Source organism: Pelagibacterium nitratireducens (assembly GCF_037044555.1).
Classification (GTDB): Bacteria; Pseudomonadota; Alphaproteobacteria; order Rhizobiales; family Devosiaceae; genus Pelagibacterium; species Pelagibacterium nitratireducens.
Window position 1 is genome coordinate 49,700 of the sequence record NZ_CP146276.1, and the last position, 20,327, is coordinate 70,026.

Genomic DNA, 20,327 nt, shown 5'->3' on the forward strand with positions numbered 1-20,327 from the left:
ATGAGATACCTGACTTTAGCAGGCCTGACCGTGTTGATCGGCACCATTGCGTCTGGTGCCGCGCTTGCGGCTCAGCAGGCACAGGTTTATTCGACCTCGGGTTGCGGATGCTGCCTGTCCTGGGTTCGCCATCTCGAGGAGAATGGTTATCGTGCAAAGGTTGAAAATCTCGACATGGGTGCGCTCATGCTGCGCAAGGTCGACGCCGGCTTAGGCCCCGACCTTGCCGCCTGCCACACGGCCGAAATCGATGGCTATCTCGTCGAGGGACATGTTCCCGCACGCGAGATCGATCGCCTTCTGGCCGAGCGGCCAGACGCGGTCGGCCTTGTTGTTCCAGGCATGCCCAGCGGTTCGCCGGGGATGGGCGAACCGACCCCGGATATGGAGCCCTATGATGTGCTCCTGTTGAAGCAAGATGGCAGCACCGAAGTCTATGCAAGCTATCCCTGACTGGTAACGCCTGAGCCGTAGATGCCGACGTTCATCCAAGTTCTGTTGTTGTCCCTTCTGCCTGCAGCCGGCAATTTCATCGGCGGTATCGTTGCCGAATTTGCCCGCGTCAGTGACAAGGCCCTCAACCGTGCACTGCACGCTGCCTCCGGAATTGTCGTGGCGGTCGTTGCTATCGAGATCATGCCCGAAGCGCTGGGGGGCGCATCGGCAGTACTCGTCGTGATCGCGTTCTGCCTGGGCGGGGCCGCCTATGTCGTTCTCGATCGCGGCCTCGGCACCATTCTGGGCGGATCGGGAGAGCAAGGGCCGTGGATGATCTATGCTGCGGTTGCAATTGATCTGTTCAGCGACGGCCTGATGGTGGGGATCGGTTCGACCGTCTCGATCGGTTTGGCTTTGGTCCTCGCAATCGGACAGGTGACCGCAGACCTTCCTGAGGGGTTTGCCGCGGTCGCCAATCTTCGCAAGAGCGGGATATCGCGGACCAAACGCATCCTACTTGCTGCATCCTTTGCCTTCGCCAGCCTTCTGGGGGCGACGGTCGGCTTTTGGCTTCTCCGGGACCAGGATCGGACCATCCAGTTGGCAGCCCTCGCTTTCGTGGGCGGTATCCTGCTTCTCGCAGCGGTCGAAGATATGCTGAACGAGGCCCACGGTGCCAGCGCCGATGCCAGTTGGTCATCGGCCTCTTTCATCGGCGGCTTCGCTCTTTTCACCCTGATTTCCAGCTTTCTGGGGTGAATCTATGGGCCTTTTGAGCAGAAGCGAAATCCGCTGCCTCTATGATCGGACCGCTCCGATCTACGATTGGGCATTGTTTGCATACAGACTCTTGGGCGTGCAGGCTCAACGTCGAACCCTAATCCGAATGGCCAACATTCGTTCAGGTGACACCGTCATCGATCTCGGATGCGGGACCGGTGCCAATTTTCCTTTCCTTGTCCACGCTGTTGGACCGCAGGGACGGATCATAGGAATTGACCTCTCCACCAGCATGCTGGAGCGCGCGCGAGCGTTGGTCGACCGCAAGGGGTGGTCAAACGTCGACCTCATTCAAGGCGATATCGCCGAGGCTCCCAACCGTTTCGAGTTCGACGCGGCAATTGCTGCATTTGCGTTGGAGATGGTGCCGGACTATTCTGAGGTCATAGCTACGATCGCGCGACGGTTGCCGCCGGGCGGGCGCCTCGCATCCATTGGGCTCAAGCATCCGGATCGATGGCCCGGTTGGCTGGTAGACTTTGCCATCGCAATCAACAAGCCGTTCGGGGTGAGCCGGGACTACCAAGACCTGGCGCCCTGGCAGGCCATGGATAGTCATCTCCACGACGTCACGTTCCAGGAATTATGGTGGGGCGCCGGATACCGATGCGTGGGAACTGGCCGCTCCTTAGGAACGGCGGTAGCAACGGCATGACCGAAACGCAAGGAGGTATGGCCGTTGTCTTCGACCGGGAGCTGACAAAGGCAAGCTCGGCTCCTGAGGCTTTCGACGTTATCGTCATCGGCGCAGGTCAATCGGGGCTGGCCATGGGGCATCGCCTCGCGCAATCTGACGTTCAGTTCGTAATCCTCGAAGCGTTAAGCGCAGTCGGGGATGTCTGGCGCCGGCGCTATGACGGGCTCACCCTGTTCACACCCCGGACCATGAGCGCGCTTCCGGGTCTGGCCCTTGATGGTGAACGCGATGGCTATGCCACCAGGGAAGAGTTCGGCAGCTATCTCGAGAGCTACGCGAGACGCTTCAATCTACCAGTCTACCTCGACCATCGTGTAGTGGCACTGGAGCAACATGGTGAGAGGACATTCTTTGTTCGGTGTGGCAATGGTCGGACCTTCACTGCGCCATCGGTGATCGTGGCAACAGGGCCATTTCAGGTACCAAAGATCCCTGCCATGGCTGCCGACGCGCCCAATATCGGGCACCTTATAGCAGAGACTTTCCGAGCCGCTGCCATCAGGGACCGCTCACGCGTCCTTGTTGTTGGCGACGGAGCCTCAGGGCGTGACATCGCGGCCGGCTTGTCCCGCGATCATGAGACATTTCTCGCAACCGGCAAGCCGCGCAAAATGCTGCCCGAGCGAGTTTTTGGCCGGAGTGTCTGGCAGTGGCTTAGGGTCTTTGGAATGCTCTCGGCGACTCGCAAATCGCCCATCGGTCGCTTTATGGCCCGTGCTGATCCTTTTCCCCATCGGGGGAACGCCCTCAAGGATTTAGCCCGAATGGGCGTTCGCATTCGCCCGCGCCTGACAGGCTTGGATCGATCGTCAGCCAGTTTTGCGGATGGTTCAAACCAACAGGTGGATGTTGTGATCTGGGCGGTCGGATATCGGAACGATTATTCGTGGATCCGGTTCGAGATGGATCAAGGGGAAGGGAGCGAGCCTGTCCCCGGCCTGTTCGTCATCGGGCGACCGTGGCAGTTCGGTCGTCGTTCCAGCCTCATCGCGGGTGCCGAACCGGATTCGAACATTGTTTCGCAGGCAGTGCTGGCGCGTCATCGCCACCAGATCAGTAGGCATCAGGGGGCAGATCACAAACATGCTTTGAATCGGAAGGTCTCGTAGCCGGTCATGCCATTGAGCCGCGTTCAAAATCAGAAGGATAGGCAATTTGGGTCTCTCGGTATTTCGGATGCCGAGCCTCTTCTCGTCAACGCGGCACACGGCCCGATACCGCAGGCGGGAGAGCTGGACATAAACTCGGTGATAGCGATCACCCTCACCGGCATTGTGTCCTTCCTTATGATGGCCGGGGCCATTTTCCTCGCCTTCGAGGGCAGAGACACCTTTTCCACCTTCTCAAGCGCCTTCCACGCAAGCTCGAAGCCCGAAACGTCCCGCACAGCCGACGGCAAGACGAATCGTGCCCGAACCACGGTTCAGAATGCCCCGAACCGGCGCACGTTCACCTTGAGCGTAGCTGAAACCGATGGGCGCTCTGCGCAGCTTCGCAACCAGGAGTTTGAGTGGCTCAACGTTTCACTGGCAACATCAGCGACCATTCTGACCGCCGATATTCCAGCGCCAGAAGATGTCGATGATGACATGGGTGTAGCAATGACGCCAACTGAAGACACGGCGCCAAATATCGCATCTCAAGTCTACGGTGAAGCGGTCGACACCGAGGTTCTCATTTCCTCGAAGCCAATGCTGATGGATGCCGCGCCACCGTTAGCTGTAAGTGATGCATCAGCGGTCGCATTCATTTTGGACCAATCGCCTACAGTGCCGGTCGGGCCGCCGTCCCCGGCTTTCGCCTACGCAGCGGTGCCCTCGGAATTCCCCGCCGTTGTCTCCTCGATTGCGTCCAACGTGCCCGATAACGTCTCTGTGGTTCCCAAAAGAAGAGTGGGGGCAGGCTCAACGGAGCGACTTATCAAGCTTGAGGAAGAAAGCTTGGTTACTGAAGTTCTGGATCAGAATGGCTTCACGCTGGGAACATCGGCCCAGATCGTCGAGGCCACCCGTAACGTCCTCGGGCTCTCGAACCTGCCGGCCCGAACGCGCCTCAGAATCCTTTACCGCACAGGGGACGAAACCGAAGCCTCGCGCCCGGTTCGCTTGAGCGTTTATCTTCATGACGAGCAGACAAATTCCGATGCACATGCCTTCACAGTCGCGCAGACCGATTCCGGTCGTTTTGTTCTCGCCCTGGAACCGCCAAGCATACCGTTTCCCGAAGAAAGCGCTGAACGGGTCGACGTTGCAGCGCTTCCCACGCTTTATCGGTCAATCTGGGAAACTGGGAGGCGCAGCGATTTGCCGGACCACGTCATCGAAGATCTCATTTCGATCTTTTCTAATGATGCCGATCTTCGGAAAACGGTGGCTCCGGGCGATAAGCTTGAAATTCTGAAAGCCAATGCAACCCAGGATCACGAGGACCTGCTCTACGTGTCACTCGTGAGCAAAGGAGAAAAACTGGAACTTTTCAGATTCACGGACAGATCAGGTGCAGTTGGATACTTCGACCGCGAAGGCGCATCGGGTGGTGCGCTCTTGCTGCGTCGGCCACTAGAGGGAGGCGGAATTTTGACGTCACCGATGGGAATGCGCGTGCATCCGGTCACGGGTCGGCGGCTCGGTCATGAGGGCGTGGACCTGGCGGCAGGGGCCGGGACGCCAATCTATGCCGGTGGCGACGGCGAAGTGAAGCTGGCCGGTTGGAATGGCAATTATGGACGTCAAGTCCAGCTCACGCACGTCAATGGATTCGAAACCTCCTACTCCCACATGAGCGGCATTGCCGATGGCATCGCTCCCGGAACCCAGGTCGAACAGGGGCAAGTCATAGGCTATGTCGGAACGACCGGCCTCTCGACGGGAAACCATTTGCACTACGAAGTAACAGTGAACGATCGACTTGTGGATGCCCTGAGTGTGCGCCTGCCACCACGAAAGGCTGTCATGCCCGGGGAAATGGGAAATTTCGCTGACGTAGTCTACTCAGTCGAGCAACTCCTCGAAGAGGAGACGCCAAGACAGTTGCCCTCGCCATCAAATAGAAGCTGACGAAACTGTGACTGGACGCTACGTCCATCTTTGGCCCACCCCACAAATACAAGGAAAGGAACGGACATCACTATGCTCCATGCCGAAACCGAAAAGCGCAAGACAGCACCCCAGACGCGGCGAACCTTCATGAAGTTGGGTTCTGCAGCAGCCTTGGGTGGCCTCCTGGCCGCCTGCCAGACCACTCAGCCTGAAGTTGCCCCGGTCGAGCCACGGATCGATCCAGTCTATCTCGACATGTATGGACCCATGCCCCAGGAACGCTTTCCTGTGCCAGCTGTCGATCTGCGCCAACTGGACCCTGCTTACTACCGGCGCGTCGTCCCAGACCCGACAGGGGAAACCCCGGGAACCCTCGTCGTTGATACGGCAGATCGCTATCTCTATCTGGTCCGCGCAGACGGTCAGGCTGTGCGCTACGGTGTTGGTATAGGTCGAGCTGGATTTGGTTGGTCGGGCCAGGGCACCATCGCTTACAAGAAGAAATGGCCCACCTGGACACCCCCGGCAGAAATGATCGAACGTGAGCCAGAGCTCGAGAAATGGGCCGACGGACAACCGCCGGGTTTGACCAATCCACTGGGTGCGAGAGCTCTCTATATTTTCCAGGATGGTCGGGACACGCTCTATCGGCTCCACGGAACAGGGGAGGTCTGGTCGATCGGCCGGGCGGTTTCCAGCGGCTGCGTTCGCCTCCTGCATCAGGATATCATCGATCTCTACAACCGCGTTCCAAATGGCGCGCCCATCATCGTGGTCTAGAAAAGGACTTCATAATCACCATGACCGCACACACCAAACCCCACCAATCCAATCCGAAAAGTCGAAGAAATCTGATCACGCTGAGCATTCTCGCGCTGTTCGTGGCCGCCAGCTTTTTGTTCAGCTTCACCCATATCGGTGATGAGGTCGCGGCATCTGCAATCGAGAGCGGGCCCACCACCTAGCTTTTGCCTCACACACTGCATCAAGTCGCAGGTCGGTTTTCCGCATCGAGCTCAAAAAGCCATTTTGCTGCGATATAGACGCCGGCCGAAACGTAGAACAACGGGCATGCCACGATCATGATCAGGCCCGCGAGTTCTTGATCAGCGAGCGTGATACCCGTTGGCACTCCGTCCATACCCATGTTCATGGCGAAAATCGGCCGACCGGCGAAGATCATGAGAGCAGCGAGAAGACAAAAGAGCTTTGCTGTAATCAATAAGCTGAAAATGCCTACCCAGCGGCGTGACGATGGCAGTGTAAGGACGGAGGCCCAGAACCACAGCGCTACCGCGAAGAGCGAAAACTGCATGAACACGTGAAGCGCAGACGAAGCCATGGCCGCGTTCATTACAGGGGGGGCGTGCCACATCCAGAACACGCAAAGTTGAACCGCAGTGGCCCAGTGCCAACTGCGCCACAGATTGGATGGAAGATGACGCAGGACGAAAACGACTGCAGCCGGCGCGATGACGTTCATCGTCGCTATGTGCTGCAGCATGTTAGCGCTCAGGGGGCCGATGGACCAATCCAATTGCCTCACCTCTCTAACTCAACTGTCCAGCAATGTATTTATGCCCATGGCTCCGAATGAGCGTTGCGGGCAGAATTCTACCGACTATGACCACTCCATAGAACCACAGGTTCTCCGTTTTCTCAAAGTCAGCCTTGCTGCTCGTCTGCTCATGTCGAAGATGGCGCGCGACACACTGGCGGTAACCCACTAATGGCCGTGATCGCCATCCCCGCGGTCTGTCCCGTGGTCATAAATTTGGGCATTCTTATGCGCGTCGGCTTCCCGTTCGAATTCGAGGGTTGAGTGGGTGATGCCGAATCCGTCTTCAATTGCCTGTTTAATCGACCGCTTCACGTCTTCGAGCTCCTCCCATTTGCTCTGCTCGATGACGACATGCGTGTCGAGAGCGGCGGCATGCTCCTCCATCTGCCAAAGATGCACATGGTGGACGTCAACAACCCCATCAATCCCGCGCACTGCCGAAATCACCGCGTCATTGTCGAGGTCAGGGGGACTCCCAAGCATCAACGTGCGAATGGGGCCGCCGATTTCGGTAAGGGCAAGATAGAGGATGTAAAGTGCGATCCCTATGGTGATCGCAGGATCGACCCACCTCATGTCGAAGAGCAGAATGAGGGTCCCGCCCAAAATCACGGCAACCGAGGCGAGCGCGTCGGAAAGGTTGTGCAGAAAAAGGGCTCTAATGTTCACGCTTCCCTTCTGCATCGAATACGTCAGGAGCGCGGTGAGGGTATCGACGGCGAGCGCTACAGTGCCGAGTATGACCACTGTCCATCCCGCGACCTCCGGTGGATCCACCATGCGCATGACACCCTCGTAGATCAGATAGAACCCGATCAGAACAAGGGAGGTATAGTTGATAAGCGCGGCGACGATCTCGACCCGACCGTACCCAAATGTCATCCGTGCATCGGCCGGCCGTCGCGATATCTTTCGTGCGCCGAAGGCGATCACGAGCGAAGCCATGTCCGAAAAATTATGTATCGCATCGGCAATCAGCGCGATGCTGCCCGAAAGGATACCTCCGATTATCTGGGCGACCGTGAGCAGACCATTGGCCCATATAGCAATGGCAACCCGACGATCGCCCGATTTTGGGTCCAAGTGCGCATGACCATGATCATGTGACATGAAATACTCCGTGCTGGCGCAGTGTCATAGGGTGAACATTGCGGTTGCGAAAAGGTTCAGCGCGCGGGTTGGTCCGGCTCAACATATGCAAGTTCTGCCTCACGTGGCAAAGTTCGCCCATAGAAATTCAGCAGCGGTCGCAAATTCTGCTTGAACCTATACCGGCTATAGCTTGTAGACATTGAGCGAAGCTTTCAGGCGCACCAAAAGAGTCATCATGGCCCATCGCAGTGAGAATATCGTTCTGGTCGCTTGGATGCTCTCGCTGACCAGTTCGCTGGCCGTGCTGTTCATTGGCGAAGTCCTGGGGCAGATACCATGCTCGCTTTGCTGGTTTCAAAGAGCCTTTATGTTCCCCCTGGCCATAGTGCTGGGGCTGGGTGTGTGGTGGCGAGACCCGATGGTAGCGCGATACGGGGTCATCCTGGCGGCAATCGGCGCAGTCATCGCCTTGTGGCACCTCGGAGTATTTTATGGTTTGACCCCCGAAAGCATACGTCCATGCAGTGCTTCGGGGCCATCCTGCTCAGGGTCGGAGATGACTGTGCTGGGCCTGCCAATCCCCTTGCTATCGCTCGTGGCGTTCGGCGCCATCGCAACGCTACTCATCACGTCCCTACGAAAGAACCCCAATGAATAGAAAGATCCTTGTCATTTCTATCCTCGCCGCAGCGTTCATCGCGTTCGGCGGCGCGGCATGGTATGTGAGCCAACCCGTGCCGACCACCGATGTCGCAGCCGCCGATTCCGGGATAACGGAGGCGTTGGTTCGCGGGCATTCTCCCATACTCGGGCCGGAAGAAGCGCCGGTGACCATTGTCGAGTTCTTTGATCCTGCTTGTGAGGCCTGCCGTGCCTTCTATCCGGTAGTCGAAGACATCCTGACCGATTACCCCGACGATGTGCGGGTGGTTTTGCGATACGCGGCGTTCCACGGGGAAGCGTCAGAGCAAGCAATCAAGGTCCTCGAAGCCGCGCGCATGCAGGATGTTTTCGTGCCAGTTCTCGAAGCACTGCTTGAGGCACAACCGGAATGGGCGGCCCATGGGTCCGCACCTCAGGCCAACATTCTCGAAATTGCTGGCGGAGCCGGTCTCGACGTGGAAGCGGCATCATCGCAGATCATGAGCCCGAGCACGGTTGGGCTCATGAACCAGGATCGCACCGATATCGAAACTATTGGCGTAAGCCAAACGCCCACATTCTTCGTCAATGGTCGACCATTGACCGAATTCGGCGCAGAACAACTGCGTGCGCTTGTTGACGAAGAGGTGGCGCGTGTGGGCGATAGCTAGAACTCCGCTCCGCTTCTTCTCCCAACAGTTCCAAGGATCTTGCATGGACACGCTGTCGCCGATCGCGCTTGGCTTTTTCGGAAGCCTCGCGACCGGCCTGCTGACCGCCGTAGGAGCGCTTCCCGTTCTTTTCGGACGCGTTCCCGCCCGCCCCACGCGTGATCTTCTATTGGGTTTTGCCGCAGGGGTGATGTTGGCGGCGTCGTTCTTCTCCTTGATCATTCCCGCGCTCGACGCTGCAACCGAGCGTTACGGCGATGGAGCAATTCCGGCTGGGTATCGTTTTGGTTGCCAACCTGTTGGGTATGGGCGCAGTTGCCCAGCTTTTTTAGCAACTCACAACCCGCCGTAAGGCCCCGCAGCGGGTGCCGGTTCTGGGGCCAATTGCATTGATGAAGTCATCAAAGGCTTCTGCCAATTTCGGCGTTCCGCGAACGGTGATATTTTCCTTTATGCACAACGCCCGTCGCAACGAACTGAAATGCAGGGGCGCGGCAACTGCGCATGAGATCAAGCGAAGCTTGGCGGATCTCAGCGAGCGATCATGACGGCGCCCAGAATGCGGCCAGGCAAAGCGCCGTCCTTTTCCTGCATGATGAGCGCGAACCCATCGTTGGCAGGCCCCAAAGCCTCAGGCACCGGGATACTTATCTCCATACCGGTCGTTGGATCCCACATCCCGACTGGTCGACGGGACGTGACGATATGAGAATACGAAAGGCGTTGGCCCATATTTTCGCCACTTGCAACATCAACCTCGGCACTGTCCCGGAAAGTGACCAGCCACACAATCGCATTTCCTAGACCGGAACGCGGCCCCGCCGTGATATTAACGATGTCTTGAGATTCGATTTCAACGTTTAGAGAAAGTTCCAGACTGGCGCTCTCCAGTGCGGTCCGCAATTCCTCGGCACTAGAGCCGACCACAGCGCGTTCACCGTTGAAGATCATCTGCGGCGTGTAGATTCTGCCGGTGCCCGCCCTCTTGGCATACGCCTTCTGGAGTTCACCGTTGGCCGGCAAAGCGAACGTATCGGCCCAGCCGGCGTAATCCCAAAAGTCCACATGATAAGAAAGAGTTATAACCTTGTTCTCGTCGCCCAGCCGAGTCAGAATCCGATCTGCTGCCGGGCAGGGCAGACAACCTTGGCTCGTAAAGAGTTCGACAACGGCCTCGGGCTGCTCTTGCATTTCCCAGGAGAACGCGGCGCCAGCCGTCAGGCAGATCATCACCGCAAAACACCAGCGGAGAATGAGCCTGCCATTTATGGAGATATGCACGAACATTGCGCTTCTGTAGGCATGAGGCTGTGCCGCCGCTACTCAATTCATGGTGAGGTCGTCCACAATGATGGCGTTGTTCACTGATGAGAGCCAGAATGGCATCCGGCGTTCGGGTTCAAGGGACCCGAGGCATCAAAGCGATTCTTTTGTATGAGTGGGAAAGCTCAGCCATTTTGAACCTCCTTTTCGCCATGTGCCAGAACACTCTCCAAGCGCAAAAGCCCGGCAGACGATCGTCGGCAAGATTGAAGGCTGGCCAATGATAGCTGCCAATGGAGAAATCCAGAAAATCGGTCATGGCGCCCTGCCGCGGCCGGTCGAGCAGGTTGCCCAGTGCGCGCCGATGATGAGCCAGAGGCCCGTGGCCGTGAGACGGTTCGGGCGATCCAGACAAGGAGCTCCGCGACTATGGCGAGCGTGCACTCCATCTGGATCCAAGCCGGAGCCCCCCGAACTTTCCGAAGCCTACGTCGGTGTTGAAGCCGAGCACGACCAGTCGCCCGACAAGCAGAAATCCGCCAGTGCGATTGAAAGGCTCGCCTGAGCATATCGCATAATCCCTTAAGACTCAGGCTCAGCCGATCCGGTCGCTGGCCGGGAACGTGCGGAGGCACCAAAATTACAAAGCTGGAGAGATAGCCGGTAGTGGGCGACACCATAACCACCCCGCCAGGGACGGCAACCTTGGGGGGCCCGGCCATTTCGGCGCATTGACAAAATCCGTGTCATGAACCCGCGCAGGATAAAGGGCAGGCCAAGGTCCAGCGAGTATACGGTCAACAGTGCCGTTCCGCTTGCAACTGTGGCGTTGGCGACTGCTCCATGTACACCGAGCCCCATCAAACTACCCAGATGCAAATCATTCCTACTTGCAAAAACACACGACTGTGCGATAGTTGTTGCGAACCATTCGCATTAGAGGACGCTATGGCACTCGACAAATCCGTGGACATGGTGAGGCGTCGCAGCCTCATTATTGGTGGCTTGGCCGTCGCGGGCAGTACGGTTGTGCTGACCTCCTCTGTCGCTGGTCAATCCATGCAGGGTCACGATATGACCGCGATGCCAGACCCTGATCGACCTCCCCTTGATCTGGACGCGGCGCCTGGGGCGCATGAAGGCGGACACGGGCGGATGACGACGGTGGGGAATGTCGACCTACAGCGCAACGGCTTCGATCCGACTGCAATGCTAACCGAATGGGATGTCGGCACCGTCTCGACGATGGATGACGGACGGACGCTGCGCACCTTCGAGGTAGAGGCCATCGACAAGGAGATCGAGATCGCCCCGGGTGTGATGTTTCCAGCCTGGACCTTCAACGGCCGTGTGCCTGGTCCCGCTCTCAGAGCAAAGGAAGGCGAACGGCTGCGGATCATCTTCCGTAATTACGGCTCCCATCCGCACTCCATGCACTTTCACGGCATCCATTCCTGGCGCATGGACGGTGTGCCGGGGGCTGGCTTGATCAACCCGGGCGACGAGTTCATATACGAATTCGATGCCAAGCCATTCGGCTGCCACCTCTATCACTGTCATGCATTTCCGCTGAAGCGGCACATGCACAAAGGCATGTACGGAGCCTTCGTGATCGATCCCGATCCGAACCTCCATCCTGACAATACCGATGTCGCGCGATCCCGCCTGTTTGGCACGCCGGAGAATGCCCGCTGGCAGGAACTGGTGATGGTCATGAACGCCTTCGACACCAATTTCGACAATGAGAACGAGTTCTACGCGGTCAACACGATCGCCAATGCCTATTCACAGAAGCCCATCCACATCGAGAAGTCGCGACCGGTGCGCATTTATCTCGTCAACGCAACCGAATTCGATCCCATCAACTCGTTTCACCTGCACGCCAACTTCTTCAACTACTTCGATACCGGCACGACCCTGACCCCGACCCTGCGCACCGTCGATCTGATCATGCAGTGCCAGGCGCAGCGGGGCATTCTTGAGTTTAGCTACGCCGACCACGAGGCCGGCATGTACATGTTTCATGCCCACCAGTCAGAGTTCACCGAGCTGGGGTGGATGGGCATGTTCGACATCGTGGAGGCCTGATATGACCGAGCTTGCACAATCGTCCAACGCCTCGTCCGGCCTGCGCCGGTTTTTCTGGCTGCTGGCGCCCCTGCTGGTGCTGGCCATTGCCATTATCTGGGTTGCTGCGGCAGACCCGCTTCGAAGCTTCAACAATGGCGCCCCTCCGGTCGAAGCGATCACCTTTGAGAGGACGGTCCTGAATGACGGTGGCATCCAGGTCCAGGTCCGTGCCGGCGGCTCCGAGGACATGACGGTCGCGCAGGTCCAGGTAGACGACGCCTATTGGGATTTCGCCATGACCCCCTCCGGCCCGCTGGCGCGCGGATCGACCGCATGGATAGACATTCCCTATCCCTGGGTGCTGGGCGAAGCGCACCGTGTCAAACTGATGACCAATACCGGCGCTACCTTCGAGCACGAAATCGCCGTCGCGGTGCACACGCCGGTTGCCACCCAAAGACAACTCCTCCAGCAGGCCGTGGTCGGTGCGATCGTCGGTATTTTGCCTGTCGCCATCGGTTTGATGTTCTATCCGGCCATGCGCAACATGGGCACGTCAGGCATGGGTTTCGTGCTGGCCCTCACAGTGGGCTTACTCGCCTTCCTGCTCGTCGACATGACCCTCGAGGCGTTGGAGTTGGCTGCCGAGTCGGCGCCTCTTTTCCAGGGGCCGGCAATGGTCATCCTCGCGGCTCTGGCGACGTTCCTGATTCTCATGGGTATCAGCCGCCGCGGCGGGCGGCCCGAAGGGCTGGCTTTGGCATTTTACATCGCCTTCGGGATCGGCCTGCACAATTTTGGAGAGGGCCTCGCCATTGGCGCAGCCTTCGCCGCTGGCTCTGCAGGTCTCGGGACCTTCCTCGTTCTCGGTTTCGCCATTCACAATGTCACCGAGGGTATCGGCATTGCCGCTCCCATCGTTCGACAAAAGCCACCGCTTTGGGCCTTCGGTGCCCTTACATTGGTCGCTGGTGCACCTGCGGTTTTTGGCATGTGGATCGGCAGCCTCGCCTACGGCTCCCAATGGTCAGCCCTCGCCCTGGGGGTTGGGGCCGGTGCCATTCTCCAAGTGATCGTCGAAGTGAGCGCCTTTTTCCTGCGCAGCAGCGGGGGCCGGGGGCCATCCTGGTTATCGCCGCCGGTCCTGTCGGGCTTTCTGGTCGGCGTGGCGTTCATGTACGTCACAGCTGCCGCCATCAAGGTGTAGCGGGAGCCCCATCGATTGAAAGGCGACGCTTTTGCGGGCACTCCTGCTGTATTCATTCTGCACAAGCGCAACGCAACACTTGTGAATGTCATGTTTCTCGTTGGCTCCACTCCCTTTCATGAAGATTTTTGGGACCGTGCTTCGGCGCAATTGGCAAGACCTATGGAGGAGGCTACCTCTTTTCGCCGTGAATTGCCGCTTGGTAGCGCGCGTCCGACGTCCGCTTTTAGTCGACCGCTGAAGCGGCAAACCTGTCTGATTTGGTGAAGGTTCAACCGCAATCCGCGCATGGAAACCGTGTGGCAAACTCTGCTGCGACCGCGGCAGTCGGCAATCCAGTCATCGGCCAAGTGTATGAAGCGCAGGGCTACTTCGCGGGTCAGGTCACGCCGGATTGGATCGCCATCCCAAATCCGGTTTTCAGCCGGTTTGCATTGAAGGTGCAGAGCAAGATGGTGACGATGATATGGCTGTTCATTGGCTCGAGGGAGGCTCCTGATTGTGGACACGGATGCCGGATAGATCAATTCGGATAGAAGCGGAGTTGGGGTCCTGATAGCTAAAGGGCGGCTCCGACGGCCCCGCCTCGGCCTCAGCCTGGGCGGCATCGCCGGTTCCGGGTTCCGCCTGCGCCGTCGAGCGCTCGGGCGCCATGACCTCGACTTCCGGATCTTCGGCATAGAAGATGCGTTCGCCCTCGAACCAGCCGGTGCGATAGGCATAGATTGCGTCCTCAAAGGCCGGTTCAGCCGGACCGCCATACCATTGCGTCACCACGCGCAGCACCTTGTCGAAAAGCTCGGTGCCCATGCGCAGGTTTTCGCAACTGTCGAACAGCTCATGGCTGATCTGGCTCGGATCAGTCACACCCAAACCGGCTGGGTATTGCGTTACCCCGACGCGCACATTCGCCTGCCCTACCCACTCCCGCGTCGTCTCAACGGCCTGCTCGATCGTCTCGGGCTTGGGTACGAGGATTGTGCGCTTGCCTTGGGAAACATGGATGGTCAGATGGTCGGAAGCGTTCATTTCGGAAACGAACTGCTGAACAATTTCGACCTCAAGCCGGGGATCAGCACAGAGCTGGATCAATTCAGGATCGATCATCGGGCCCTCCTTAATGGTTGAAAGCCATTACCAGTGGCACGCCGAAAAGCGCGGCCCACGCCTCGGCGCTCGCCTTCTGAATGGCGACGATGTTGGTATCACCCGTCCACCAGCCGTTCCCCGTCGCAACGATGACCTCCGGGCCAAACAGCATGGATTGCAGGATCGGCCAGATAACGAGTTGTTCGTAGCAGATGAGCGGCGCTATCGAAACGCCGGCAAAGTCAACGACCGGATTGGCGAAGAAATGCGCATTCGCCCCCCCTGTAGTCCAAGGCTGCCACATGGAGATCGGCACAGGCATTCGCTCATAATAGATGACCTCGCTGCCCTCTCCGGACACTTGCACCATGACGTTATCGTAGCCGGAGTGGTCGATGACAATTGCACCGCCATTGATCATCACATCGGTTCCGGCCAACTCGCGGGTCCACAGGCGCTCGGTAGTCGCGGTCCAGATTCCGAATGCGCTTTCGGGCAAAACAACAACGCTTGCCCCCTGCCCTGCGGCCTCCTTCACCATGGCGATGGTCGCCATGTGCTGCGCATAGTCGGCGTACTGGCCCGCTTCACTGAACTGGAAGCTCGTATCGATCCCTTGCCAGCCTTCCGGCACTGTCGGCAGGGTCCAGCTTGCGGCGGACCATGCGAACGCTCCTCCCAGGGCGAGCGCGGCGATCGGCCATAATCTCGTCGTCATGATGAGAAGGCCAGTCGCTGTCGCTGCAAGGCCGAACCAGCCCCAGCCGGGAAACAAGACGCCGGCCGCCGTGATCGGGCTCGCCCATCCGGCTATGCCGAATGGTGGCAAGCTCATGAGGATCGTGGCTATCGCGTAGCGAATGGGGCGCTGCCACCCTGCCTTTCGAGTCCAGACAATGGTGTGAACCGCAACAAACATGAGTGAGGCCAACAGCCAAAGCACAAGGCCCATCCCCATATCCGAACCGTAGAAGATCGCGACGCCTTCGGGCAGGCCGCGCGATGCGGCGAGGAAATGGGCAAGAGCGACAAGCGCGGCAACGGCGCGCGACGGTGCGAAGGCCCAAAGCGCCGGGAAAAGAACGCCGGCAGCAAGGGCGAGTGTATGACCGCTCCACCCGACGGCTCCGGTGAAGATCCCGCCCGCAATGAATGCGGCCGAAAGCGCGATGCTACGGGGCGAAGGTGAAAACTTCGCGGGCAAGCCCAAGTGTCCCCTCGGCCGGGAGCGGCCCGAAATAGCGTGAGTCATAGGAACCGACAAAATCTGAGTGAACAAAAAGCGCGCCCGTTTCCACGGTCCCGCCGCCATGAACCGGCATTGCCCGCCCCTCGGCATCTGCCTCGAGGACGGCGGAGTGTGGAAGCGGCGTGCCGTCAATGATGACCTGGCCGTCAACCTCGACCGTTTGTCCGGAAAGGGCGACCACGGTTTTGATGAGCGGTCCAGATCCCGAAGGGCATAGGCCGCGCGGCAGATATCCGCGTTCAAGCGCCAGCTCGGCCGCCGCGCCCGGTGGCGGGCAGATAAATATTCGGTCCCCTACCCTCACCTCGCGGTCCAGCGGCTCAATACGCCACAAGCCGTAGGCGTAGCTGGGCGTGAAATTGACGCGATAGCCCCCAAAGGCGAAGGCGGCCGCCATAGAACCGAGAACGACGACGCCGATGACGGCGATAGCAGCGCGCCGGCTGGTCATCGCGTCATCCCCTGATCGCGGGTTTGCGTCTGCGCCCGGGCTTGCTGTCGGGCCTGCTTCTGCTCATGGGCCGCGATCTGCTGGCTGGCATGGAACAGGGGCCATGCCGCTGCCAGCTTCGCCCGGTCGCCTTCGGTCACCTTCGACGCCGCCGCCTCAAAGGCTGGTCCACTCGGCTCTTTCGATGCGAAGGCGCGCTTGCCGAACTTTTCGTCCAGGGACGTGTTGAGCCGGTCGATCTCCCCTTTGACCATCTTGTCGGCCAGGGCGTAGGCCATGCCGGAATCGATATCGTTGCGGTCGATCGCGTCTCGCACACGCTCCAAGACACCGTTCCCTGCCGACGAAATTGCCGGGACGTCGATGCGCTGAAGATCCCGCTCACGCGAAAGCTCGACCGTGCGAAGGTCCGCAATCTCGGCGCGCAACCGGACATAGTTGCCGATCTGATCACGAAGCGCCGGCACGTTGTTGATGGCACGATCCCGCTCGGCCTTGGCGGCGCTCGATGCAAACAGGCCGGCTTTGCCGCGCAACGGGCCATAGGCTTCTGGATCACGGCCAAGCTGATTGCTGATCGCCTCGGCCGCCGCCCGGTCGCCCTGCAGGGCTTTTTCGAGCCCCATCGAGGCGATGGCCTCCTGCGGCTTCTCATAGACGTTGTTCATGCGGTCCTGAATCTGCGTCCAGTGGACGGTGAGTTGAGCATCTGACTGCATCTTTGCCTCCGCGGCTTGGGGGATCGAAAGTCGCCACGTCGCGCGGCCGCGCAACCATGGCTGTGAGGGTGCAGGCATTGCCTGCGCGACAATTGTGCGGTCACGGCCAAACCGCTCGACAAAGGCCGCAAGCTTGCGACTGGCGGCGGCGAGGCGGTCACGCTGACGTGCCAGCCAGCGGGTTTGATTGACGGCCGCGGCCTTCATGACGCGAGCGCCATGCATCCCGCGACGGGTCGCATAGGCCACGGCCTGGCCGTAGAGTTTCGAGCCGACGAAATCGAGCGTCGTGGATTTGGCGGCCGAACGCGACATGCGCGCGACGAGCTGGCCAAACAAAGCTGACTTTTCAGGCTCTCTCGCAAGGCGGGCGGCGCGATCTGCAACTGTTTCCAGCCGGATCGCTTCCCACACATTGCGCTCCACAAGACGTTCCTCGAGCCGTGTCGCCCCGGTCGCGGCATCCTTGACCGGAACCTTTACAGTCACTTCCTCCGTACCACTGCGGCGAAGCGAAACCGTGTCGCCTGTCTCGGCCCCTGCCCTCGCTATGGCCTGCGGAAGTGCCACGCCCCAAAGCCGGTGAATGACACCATCGGGGGTTTTCACATCGGCATAAGGGGTGGGCTTGGCATCGGGATCGTCACCGAACCCCGCCTCGCCCTTTTCGACCAGCTCGCCGGTGACACCCTGCGCATGGTCGACTTTGCCGGGGCGGCGGAACAGGATCTCGGCGCCCACGGCAGCAAGCGCCGGGTCGCCCGCCTCAATGACATTGGCGGTCCAGACATTGCGCTCGGCAAGACGTTCCTCGAAACGCTTCTCGCCGGTTGCTTCGTCCACGACGGCAACTCGAACCGTAACCTCTTCCGTGCCGTCCTGGCGCAGCGTGATCGTGTCACCAATCCGGGCATTGGCATTGCCAGTCGCCTCCGGCAAGCTCACGCCCCAAAGCCGATGTGTGATCCCGGCCAGGTCGCGCAAATCGACATAGGGCGTCGGCCTGGCGTCCTCCGCATCGTGGAACTTAGCCTCCCCTGCGTCGATCATCTGGCCGGTAACACCAGCAGCATGATCGACGCGGACCGAACGTTTGAACTCGTCGGCACCTGCATAAAGCTGAACCTCGTCACGGTGCCGGGTGAGCGCCACATAGGTCAGGTGACGATCGAACATGGATGACGCCAGGACCTTCACCTTGTCGATGGTAACGCCCTGGCTCTTGTGGATCGTGGTGGCGTAGCCGTGATCGATCTTGGAATAGATATGCTGCTCGATCGTGACGCGGCGCGTCCCTTCCCCACTACGTGGGTCCCCACTCTGTGGGTCGCCAACCTCGGCAATGATCTTGCCGCGCTCGGCCTCGACGACACGGCCGATCATGCCGTTCATAACGCCAAGCGAACCTTCGTTTTCCAGGAACACGATCTGGTCGCCGGCTGCGAAATTGCGCACGCCACTGGCCGTTCGGAACGCATGGCCTTCCTCGATCAGCCCTTTCGCGCGCAAGCCTTCGCGGGCGAGCGCATTGAGCGCCGCCACGTCCCTGTGCATGAAAGCCATCATGAGGGTGGTGCGGTTCGGATCGTAATCGGCAACCCAATCGCCCACCATGGACGCAATAGCCTCGTCCTTGGTGGCCTTCTCGATGATATGTCCCTTCTCCTGATAGGCCGCCAAAGCATCGCTCACATTGCCTCGTGCCAGGGCCATGGACGCATCGCGCATCCACTGCTCACGCTGGCGGTAGATGGTCGAAAGCTCGGCAAAACCGATCTGTTCGGACAGGGCTCGGAACGCTCCGCCCGCCTCGATCGGTTGAAGCTGGTCGGCATCGCCAACCAGAACGATCTTTGCTCCGGCATGAGCTGCGGCCGATATGAAATTGGCCATCTGGCGCGAGGACACCATGCCCGCTTCGTCCATGACGAAGACGGTCTTGTCGTCCAGCTTCAAGCGGCCCTGCTCCCATTGGAGCGCCCAGGACGCGAGCGTTCGGCTTTCAATGCCGGCCTCCTTTTGAAGCCCCTCGGCGGCCTTACCGGCCAGCGCGCCACCCACGACGCGATAGCCGAATGCTTCCCAAATTTCCCGCGCCGCTTTCATCATCGTTGTTTTGCCTGCACCGGCGCGACCGACGACCAGCGCGAGCCGTTCATTGCCGGTTGCAAGCTCGATGGCGTTGCGCTGCTCATCGGAAAGCTGGCGATGATTTGCCAGAACCTCGTTGCGGATATGGACCTCGGCGCCGAACGCACCATGCGTCGAAAGATGCACCGCCTGCCGGGACATGGCGTCCTCGATCCGCACCATCTCCCGCGTGGCGAATTGTGCCGGCCGCACTTCGCCGGTCTCAAAATCGACGCCCTCGCTGGCGAGCATGACAAGCTCCGGGCTTGCCATGATCTGCGCCAACAGGTTCTGAAACTGCTGACCATCATCAATCCAGCGATGCAGATGCTTGGCGATATCGCGCTCGTCAAAGACGCTCTTTTCCCGCGATAGGGCATCAATCACGATCCCCGGTCGGCGGGCGATCCGGGCGGCATTATCCCGACGCAAATCCTCATGAAGCGCCATGCGATCAAGGTCGACTTCGCGACCTTGCGCCAGCGCCTCCTTGGCAATGTTCCGCGTCCGAATGCCAATCTTTCCCTGTGGCGTAAGGTCGATGCCCTGCTCGGCATAGGAGCGGTGATCGACGCGCGCATCGATGCCGTGTTGGGCAAGATGGACATTCTGAACCTGAGCCCAGGCCGCGCGCATCTCGTTGAGGGTTCCACGATCACCGGCCCACAGCCGGTATTGAATCTTGCCGTTCTTGCCGCGCTGAGGGTTCCCGTAATTGTCGAGAACCGGCACCTTCTTCGCTCCGAAACCCTCTTGGGTGAGCGGGCGCAAGGTCGTCATGATATGAACGTGCGGATTAGCTTCGACATCGTGATAGACCCAATCGGCCACCATTCCCCGGAGCAACATCTGCTGCCCAATGAAGTCGCGCACCAGCTCAATGTTCTGATCCTTGGTCAGCTCCTTCGGCAGCGCCAGGACGAACTCTTTCGAGAGCTGCGCGTCACGCCGCGTCTCGAAATCTTCGACCATGTTCCAGAACGCCTCTGAAACCTCGACGGCGCTGCGGCCCTCCATCATCGAGTGCAACCACTCTGGCGCATCCTCTGGGGCCATGAACTCCGAATAGGCGACATTCTTCTTGTTCGAAAAGTCCGCAACGCGGTCCTCTCGCTCAAACTCCATACGGGCGGCGTGCCGGTAGGCAGCGGCGGCCACAGCGCTGCGGCCCTCGCCTCGGCTGATGACTTGGCTTTCAAGGTGGTAGATCGCCATTAGCCCTCGCCCGGC

20 protein-coding genes and 1 pseudogene are annotated in these 20,327 nt (G+C 59.5%); 13 read left to right on the top strand and 8 right to left on the bottom strand.

Annotation, left to right across the window (positions count from 1 at the left end; translation table 11 throughout):
• The 7 genes from V6617_RS18435 to V6617_RS18465 all read left to right on the top strand — a co-directional run bounded on the left by V6617_RS18435 (window position 1) and on the right by V6617_RS18465 (window position 5,918).
• A complete protein-coding gene (locus V6617_RS18435) occupies window positions 1–453 on the top strand; it encodes a DUF411 domain-containing protein (protein WP_338611002.1) in 453 nt (150 codons plus the stop codon).
• 21 nt (window positions 454–474) lie between these two features.
• Window positions 475–1,197 carry a ZIP family metal transporter gene (locus tag V6617_RS18440; RefSeq protein ID WP_338611004.1) on the top strand — a complete coding sequence of 241 codons (723 nt, stop codon included), beginning with the start codon at window positions 475–477 and terminating at the stop codon, window positions 1,195–1,197.
• A gap of 4 nt (window positions 1,198–1,201) precedes the next feature.
• The gene (locus V6617_RS18445; RefSeq protein ID WP_338611006.1) at window positions 1,202–1,873 is read left to right on the top strand and encodes a class I SAM-dependent methyltransferase; all 672 of its coding nucleotides are present in this window, start codon (window positions 1,202–1,204) and stop codon (window positions 1,871–1,873) included.
• Complete coding sequence (locus V6617_RS18450) at window positions 1,870–3,024, top strand: NAD(P)/FAD-dependent oxidoreductase (RefSeq protein WP_338611007.1); 1,155 nt, start codon at window positions 1,870–1,872, stop codon at window positions 3,022–3,024. The genes V6617_RS18445 and V6617_RS18450 overlap by 4 nt, the downstream gene beginning before the upstream one ends.
• A 12-nt stretch (window positions 3,025–3,036) precedes the next feature.
• On the top strand, window positions 3,037–4,971 hold the full coding sequence (locus V6617_RS18455; RefSeq protein ID WP_338611009.1) for a M23 family metallopeptidase: 1,935 nt from the start codon (window positions 3,037–3,039) through the stop codon (window positions 4,969–4,971).
• Window positions 4,972–5,043: 72 nt separating this feature from the next.
• Window positions 5,044–5,733: a L,D-transpeptidase gene (locus V6617_RS18460; protein WP_422394844.1), complete on the top strand. Its 690-nt coding sequence runs from the start codon at window positions 5,044–5,046 to the stop codon at window positions 5,731–5,733.
• 20 nt (window positions 5,734–5,753) lie between these two features.
• Window positions 5,754–5,918: a hypothetical protein gene (locus V6617_RS18465; RefSeq protein ID WP_338611010.1), complete on the top strand. Its 165-nt coding sequence runs from the start codon at window positions 5,754–5,756 to the stop codon at window positions 5,916–5,918.
• 20 nt (window positions 5,919–5,938) lie between these two features.
• Here V6617_RS18465 and V6617_RS18470 read toward each other — a convergent pair whose 3' ends face one another.
• Window positions 5,939–6,457 (bottom strand): cytochrome c oxidase assembly protein, encoded by a 519-nt coding sequence (locus V6617_RS18470; RefSeq protein ID WP_338611012.1) that lies wholly within the window; start codon window positions 6,455–6,457, stop codon window positions 5,939–5,941.
• A gap of 222 nt (window positions 6,458–6,679) precedes the next feature.
• Entirely contained in the window at window positions 6,680–7,624 is a 945-nt protein-coding gene (locus V6617_RS18475) for a cation diffusion facilitator family transporter (protein WP_338611014.1), read from the bottom strand.
• A gap of 217 nt (window positions 7,625–7,841) precedes the next feature.
• Here V6617_RS18475 and V6617_RS18480 point away from each other — a divergent pair, with 217 nt between their 5' ends.
• The 3 genes and pseudogenes from V6617_RS18480 to V6617_RS18490 all read left to right on the top strand — a co-directional run.
• Window positions 7,842–8,264, top strand: coding sequence for a disulfide bond formation protein B (locus tag V6617_RS18480; protein WP_338611015.1), 423 nt, complete (start codon window positions 7,842–7,844; stop codon window positions 8,262–8,264).
• Complete coding sequence (locus tag V6617_RS18485) at window positions 8,257–8,919, top strand: DsbA family protein (protein ID WP_338611016.1); 663 nt, start codon at window positions 8,257–8,259, stop codon at window positions 8,917–8,919. The genes V6617_RS18480 and V6617_RS18485 overlap by 8 nt, the downstream gene beginning before the upstream one ends.
• A gap of 43 nt (window positions 8,920–8,962) precedes the next feature.
• Window positions 8,963–9,239, top strand: a pseudogene (locus V6617_RS18490) (ZIP family metal transporter); the annotation flags it as partial.
• A gap of 211 nt (window positions 9,240–9,450) precedes the next feature.
• Here the strand turns inward: V6617_RS18490 and V6617_RS18495 are convergent.
• Together V6617_RS18495 and V6617_RS18500 are read right to left on the bottom strand one after the other, a co-directional pair.
• Window positions 9,451–10,206, bottom strand: coding sequence for a DUF1223 domain-containing protein (locus tag V6617_RS18495; protein WP_338611017.1), 756 nt, complete (start codon window positions 10,204–10,206; stop codon window positions 9,451–9,453).
• A 112-nt stretch (window positions 10,207–10,318) separates the two neighbouring features.
• Window positions 10,319–10,501: a hypothetical protein gene (locus V6617_RS18500; protein WP_339645311.1), complete on the bottom strand. Its 183-nt coding sequence runs from the start codon at window positions 10,499–10,501 to the stop codon at window positions 10,319–10,321.
• A 629-nt stretch (window positions 10,502–11,130) separates the two neighbouring features.
• On the opposite strand from V6617_RS18500, the gene V6617_RS18505 reads away from it, so the two are divergent.
• From V6617_RS18505 to V6617_RS18515, 3 genes are read left to right on the top strand one after another with little or no spacing between them, the layout of a single operon-like run.
• On the top strand, window positions 11,131–12,270 hold the full coding sequence (locus tag V6617_RS18505; RefSeq protein ID WP_338611018.1) for a multicopper oxidase domain-containing protein: 1,140 nt from the start codon (window positions 11,131–11,133) through the stop codon (window positions 12,268–12,270).
• 1 nt (window position 12,271) lies between these two features.
• The gene (locus tag V6617_RS18510) at window positions 12,272–13,459 is read left to right on the top strand and encodes a ZIP family metal transporter (protein ID WP_338611019.1); all 1,188 of its coding nucleotides are present in this window, start codon (window positions 12,272–12,274) and stop codon (window positions 13,457–13,459) included.
• Window positions 13,460–13,474: 15 nt separating this feature from the next.
• Complete coding sequence (locus tag V6617_RS18515) at window positions 13,475–13,726, top strand: hypothetical protein (RefSeq protein WP_338611020.1); 252 nt, start codon at window positions 13,475–13,477, stop codon at window positions 13,724–13,726.
• Between the two features lie 207 nt (window positions 13,727–13,933).
• On the opposite strand, the gene V6617_RS18520 is transcribed toward V6617_RS18515, so the two are convergent.
• The 4 genes from V6617_RS18520 to traA are packed head-to-tail and all read right to left on the bottom strand — an operon-like array spanning window position 13,934 to window position 20,312.
• Entirely contained in the window at window positions 13,934–14,566 is a 633-nt protein-coding gene (locus V6617_RS18520; RefSeq protein ID WP_338611021.1) for a conjugal transfer protein TraH, read from the bottom strand.
• A 10-nt stretch (window positions 14,567–14,576) separates the two neighbouring features.
• Entirely contained in the window at window positions 14,577–15,752 is a 1,176-nt protein-coding gene (locus tag V6617_RS18525; RefSeq protein ID WP_338611023.1) for a conjugal transfer protein TraB, read from the bottom strand.
• Window positions 15,721–16,248 carry a conjugative transfer signal peptidase TraF gene (gene traF / locus V6617_RS18530; RefSeq protein WP_338611025.1) on the bottom strand — a complete coding sequence of 176 codons (528 nt, stop codon included), beginning with the start codon at window positions 16,246–16,248 and terminating at the stop codon, window positions 15,721–15,723. The genes V6617_RS18525 and traF overlap by 32 nt, the downstream gene beginning before the upstream one ends.
• Window positions 16,245–20,312: a Ti-type conjugative transfer relaxase TraA gene (gene traA, locus V6617_RS18535; RefSeq protein WP_338611027.1), complete on the bottom strand. Its 4,068-nt coding sequence runs from the start codon at window positions 20,310–20,312 to the stop codon at window positions 16,245–16,247. The genes traF and traA overlap by 4 nt, the downstream gene beginning before the upstream one ends.
• Window positions 20,313–20,327 lie beyond the last annotated feature (15 nt).

Excerpts from the sequence above, each read along its gene's own strand:
- V6617_RS18475 (WP_338611014.1), bottom strand. The coding sequence starts at position 7,624 with ATGTCACATGATCATGGTCATGCGCACTTGGACCCAAAATCGGGCGAT.
- V6617_RS18450 (WP_338611007.1), top strand. The coding sequence starts at position 1,870 with ATGACCGAAACGCAAGGAGGTATGGCCGTTGTCTTCGACCGGGAGCTG.
- V6617_RS18435 (WP_338611002.1), top strand. The coding sequence starts at position 1 with ATGAGATACCTGACTTTAGCAGGCCTGACCGTGTTGATCGGCACCATT.
- V6617_RS18485 (WP_338611016.1), top strand. The coding sequence starts at position 8,257 with ATGAATAGAAAGATCCTTGTCATTTCTATCCTCGCCGCAGCGTTCATC.
- V6617_RS18500 (WP_339645311.1), bottom strand. The coding sequence starts at position 10,501 with ATGACCGATTTTCTGGATTTCTCCATTGGCAGCTATCATTGGCCAGCC.
- V6617_RS18460 (WP_422394844.1), top strand. The coding sequence starts at position 5,044 with ATGCTCCATGCCGAAACCGAAAAGCGCAAGACAGCACCCCAGACGCGG.
- V6617_RS18445 (WP_338611006.1), top strand. The coding sequence starts at position 1,202 with ATGGGCCTTTTGAGCAGAAGCGAAATCCGCTGCCTCTATGATCGGACC.
- V6617_RS18470 (WP_338611012.1), bottom strand. The coding sequence starts at position 6,457 with ATGCTGCAGCACATAGCGACGATGAACGTCATCGCGCCGGCTGCAGTC.
- traF (WP_338611025.1), bottom strand. The coding sequence starts at position 16,248 with ATGACCAGCCGGCGCGCTGCTATCGCCGTCATCGGCGTCGTCGTTCTC.
- V6617_RS18510 (WP_338611019.1), top strand. The coding sequence starts at position 12,272 with ATGACCGAGCTTGCACAATCGTCCAACGCCTCGTCCGGCCTGCGCCGG.
- V6617_RS18505 (WP_338611018.1), top strand. The coding sequence starts at position 11,131 with ATGGCACTCGACAAATCCGTGGACATGGTGAGGCGTCGCAGCCTCATT.
- V6617_RS18520 (WP_338611021.1), bottom strand. The coding sequence starts at position 14,566 with ATGATCGATCCTGAATTGATCCAGCTCTGTGCTGATCCCCGGCTTGAG.
- V6617_RS18440 (WP_338611004.1), top strand. The coding sequence starts at position 475 with ATGCCGACGTTCATCCAAGTTCTGTTGTTGTCCCTTCTGCCTGCAGCC.
- V6617_RS18480 (WP_338611015.1), top strand. The coding sequence starts at position 7,842 with ATGGCCCATCGCAGTGAGAATATCGTTCTGGTCGCTTGGATGCTCTCG.
- V6617_RS18465 (WP_338611010.1), top strand. The coding sequence starts at position 5,754 with ATGACCGCACACACCAAACCCCACCAATCCAATCCGAAAAGTCGAAGA.
- traA (WP_338611027.1), bottom strand. The coding sequence starts at position 20,312 with ATGGCGATCTACCACCTTGAAAGCCAAGTCATCAGCCGAGGCGAGGGC.
- V6617_RS18495 (WP_338611017.1), bottom strand. The coding sequence starts at position 10,206 with ATGTTCGTGCATATCTCCATAAATGGCAGGCTCATTCTCCGCTGGTGT.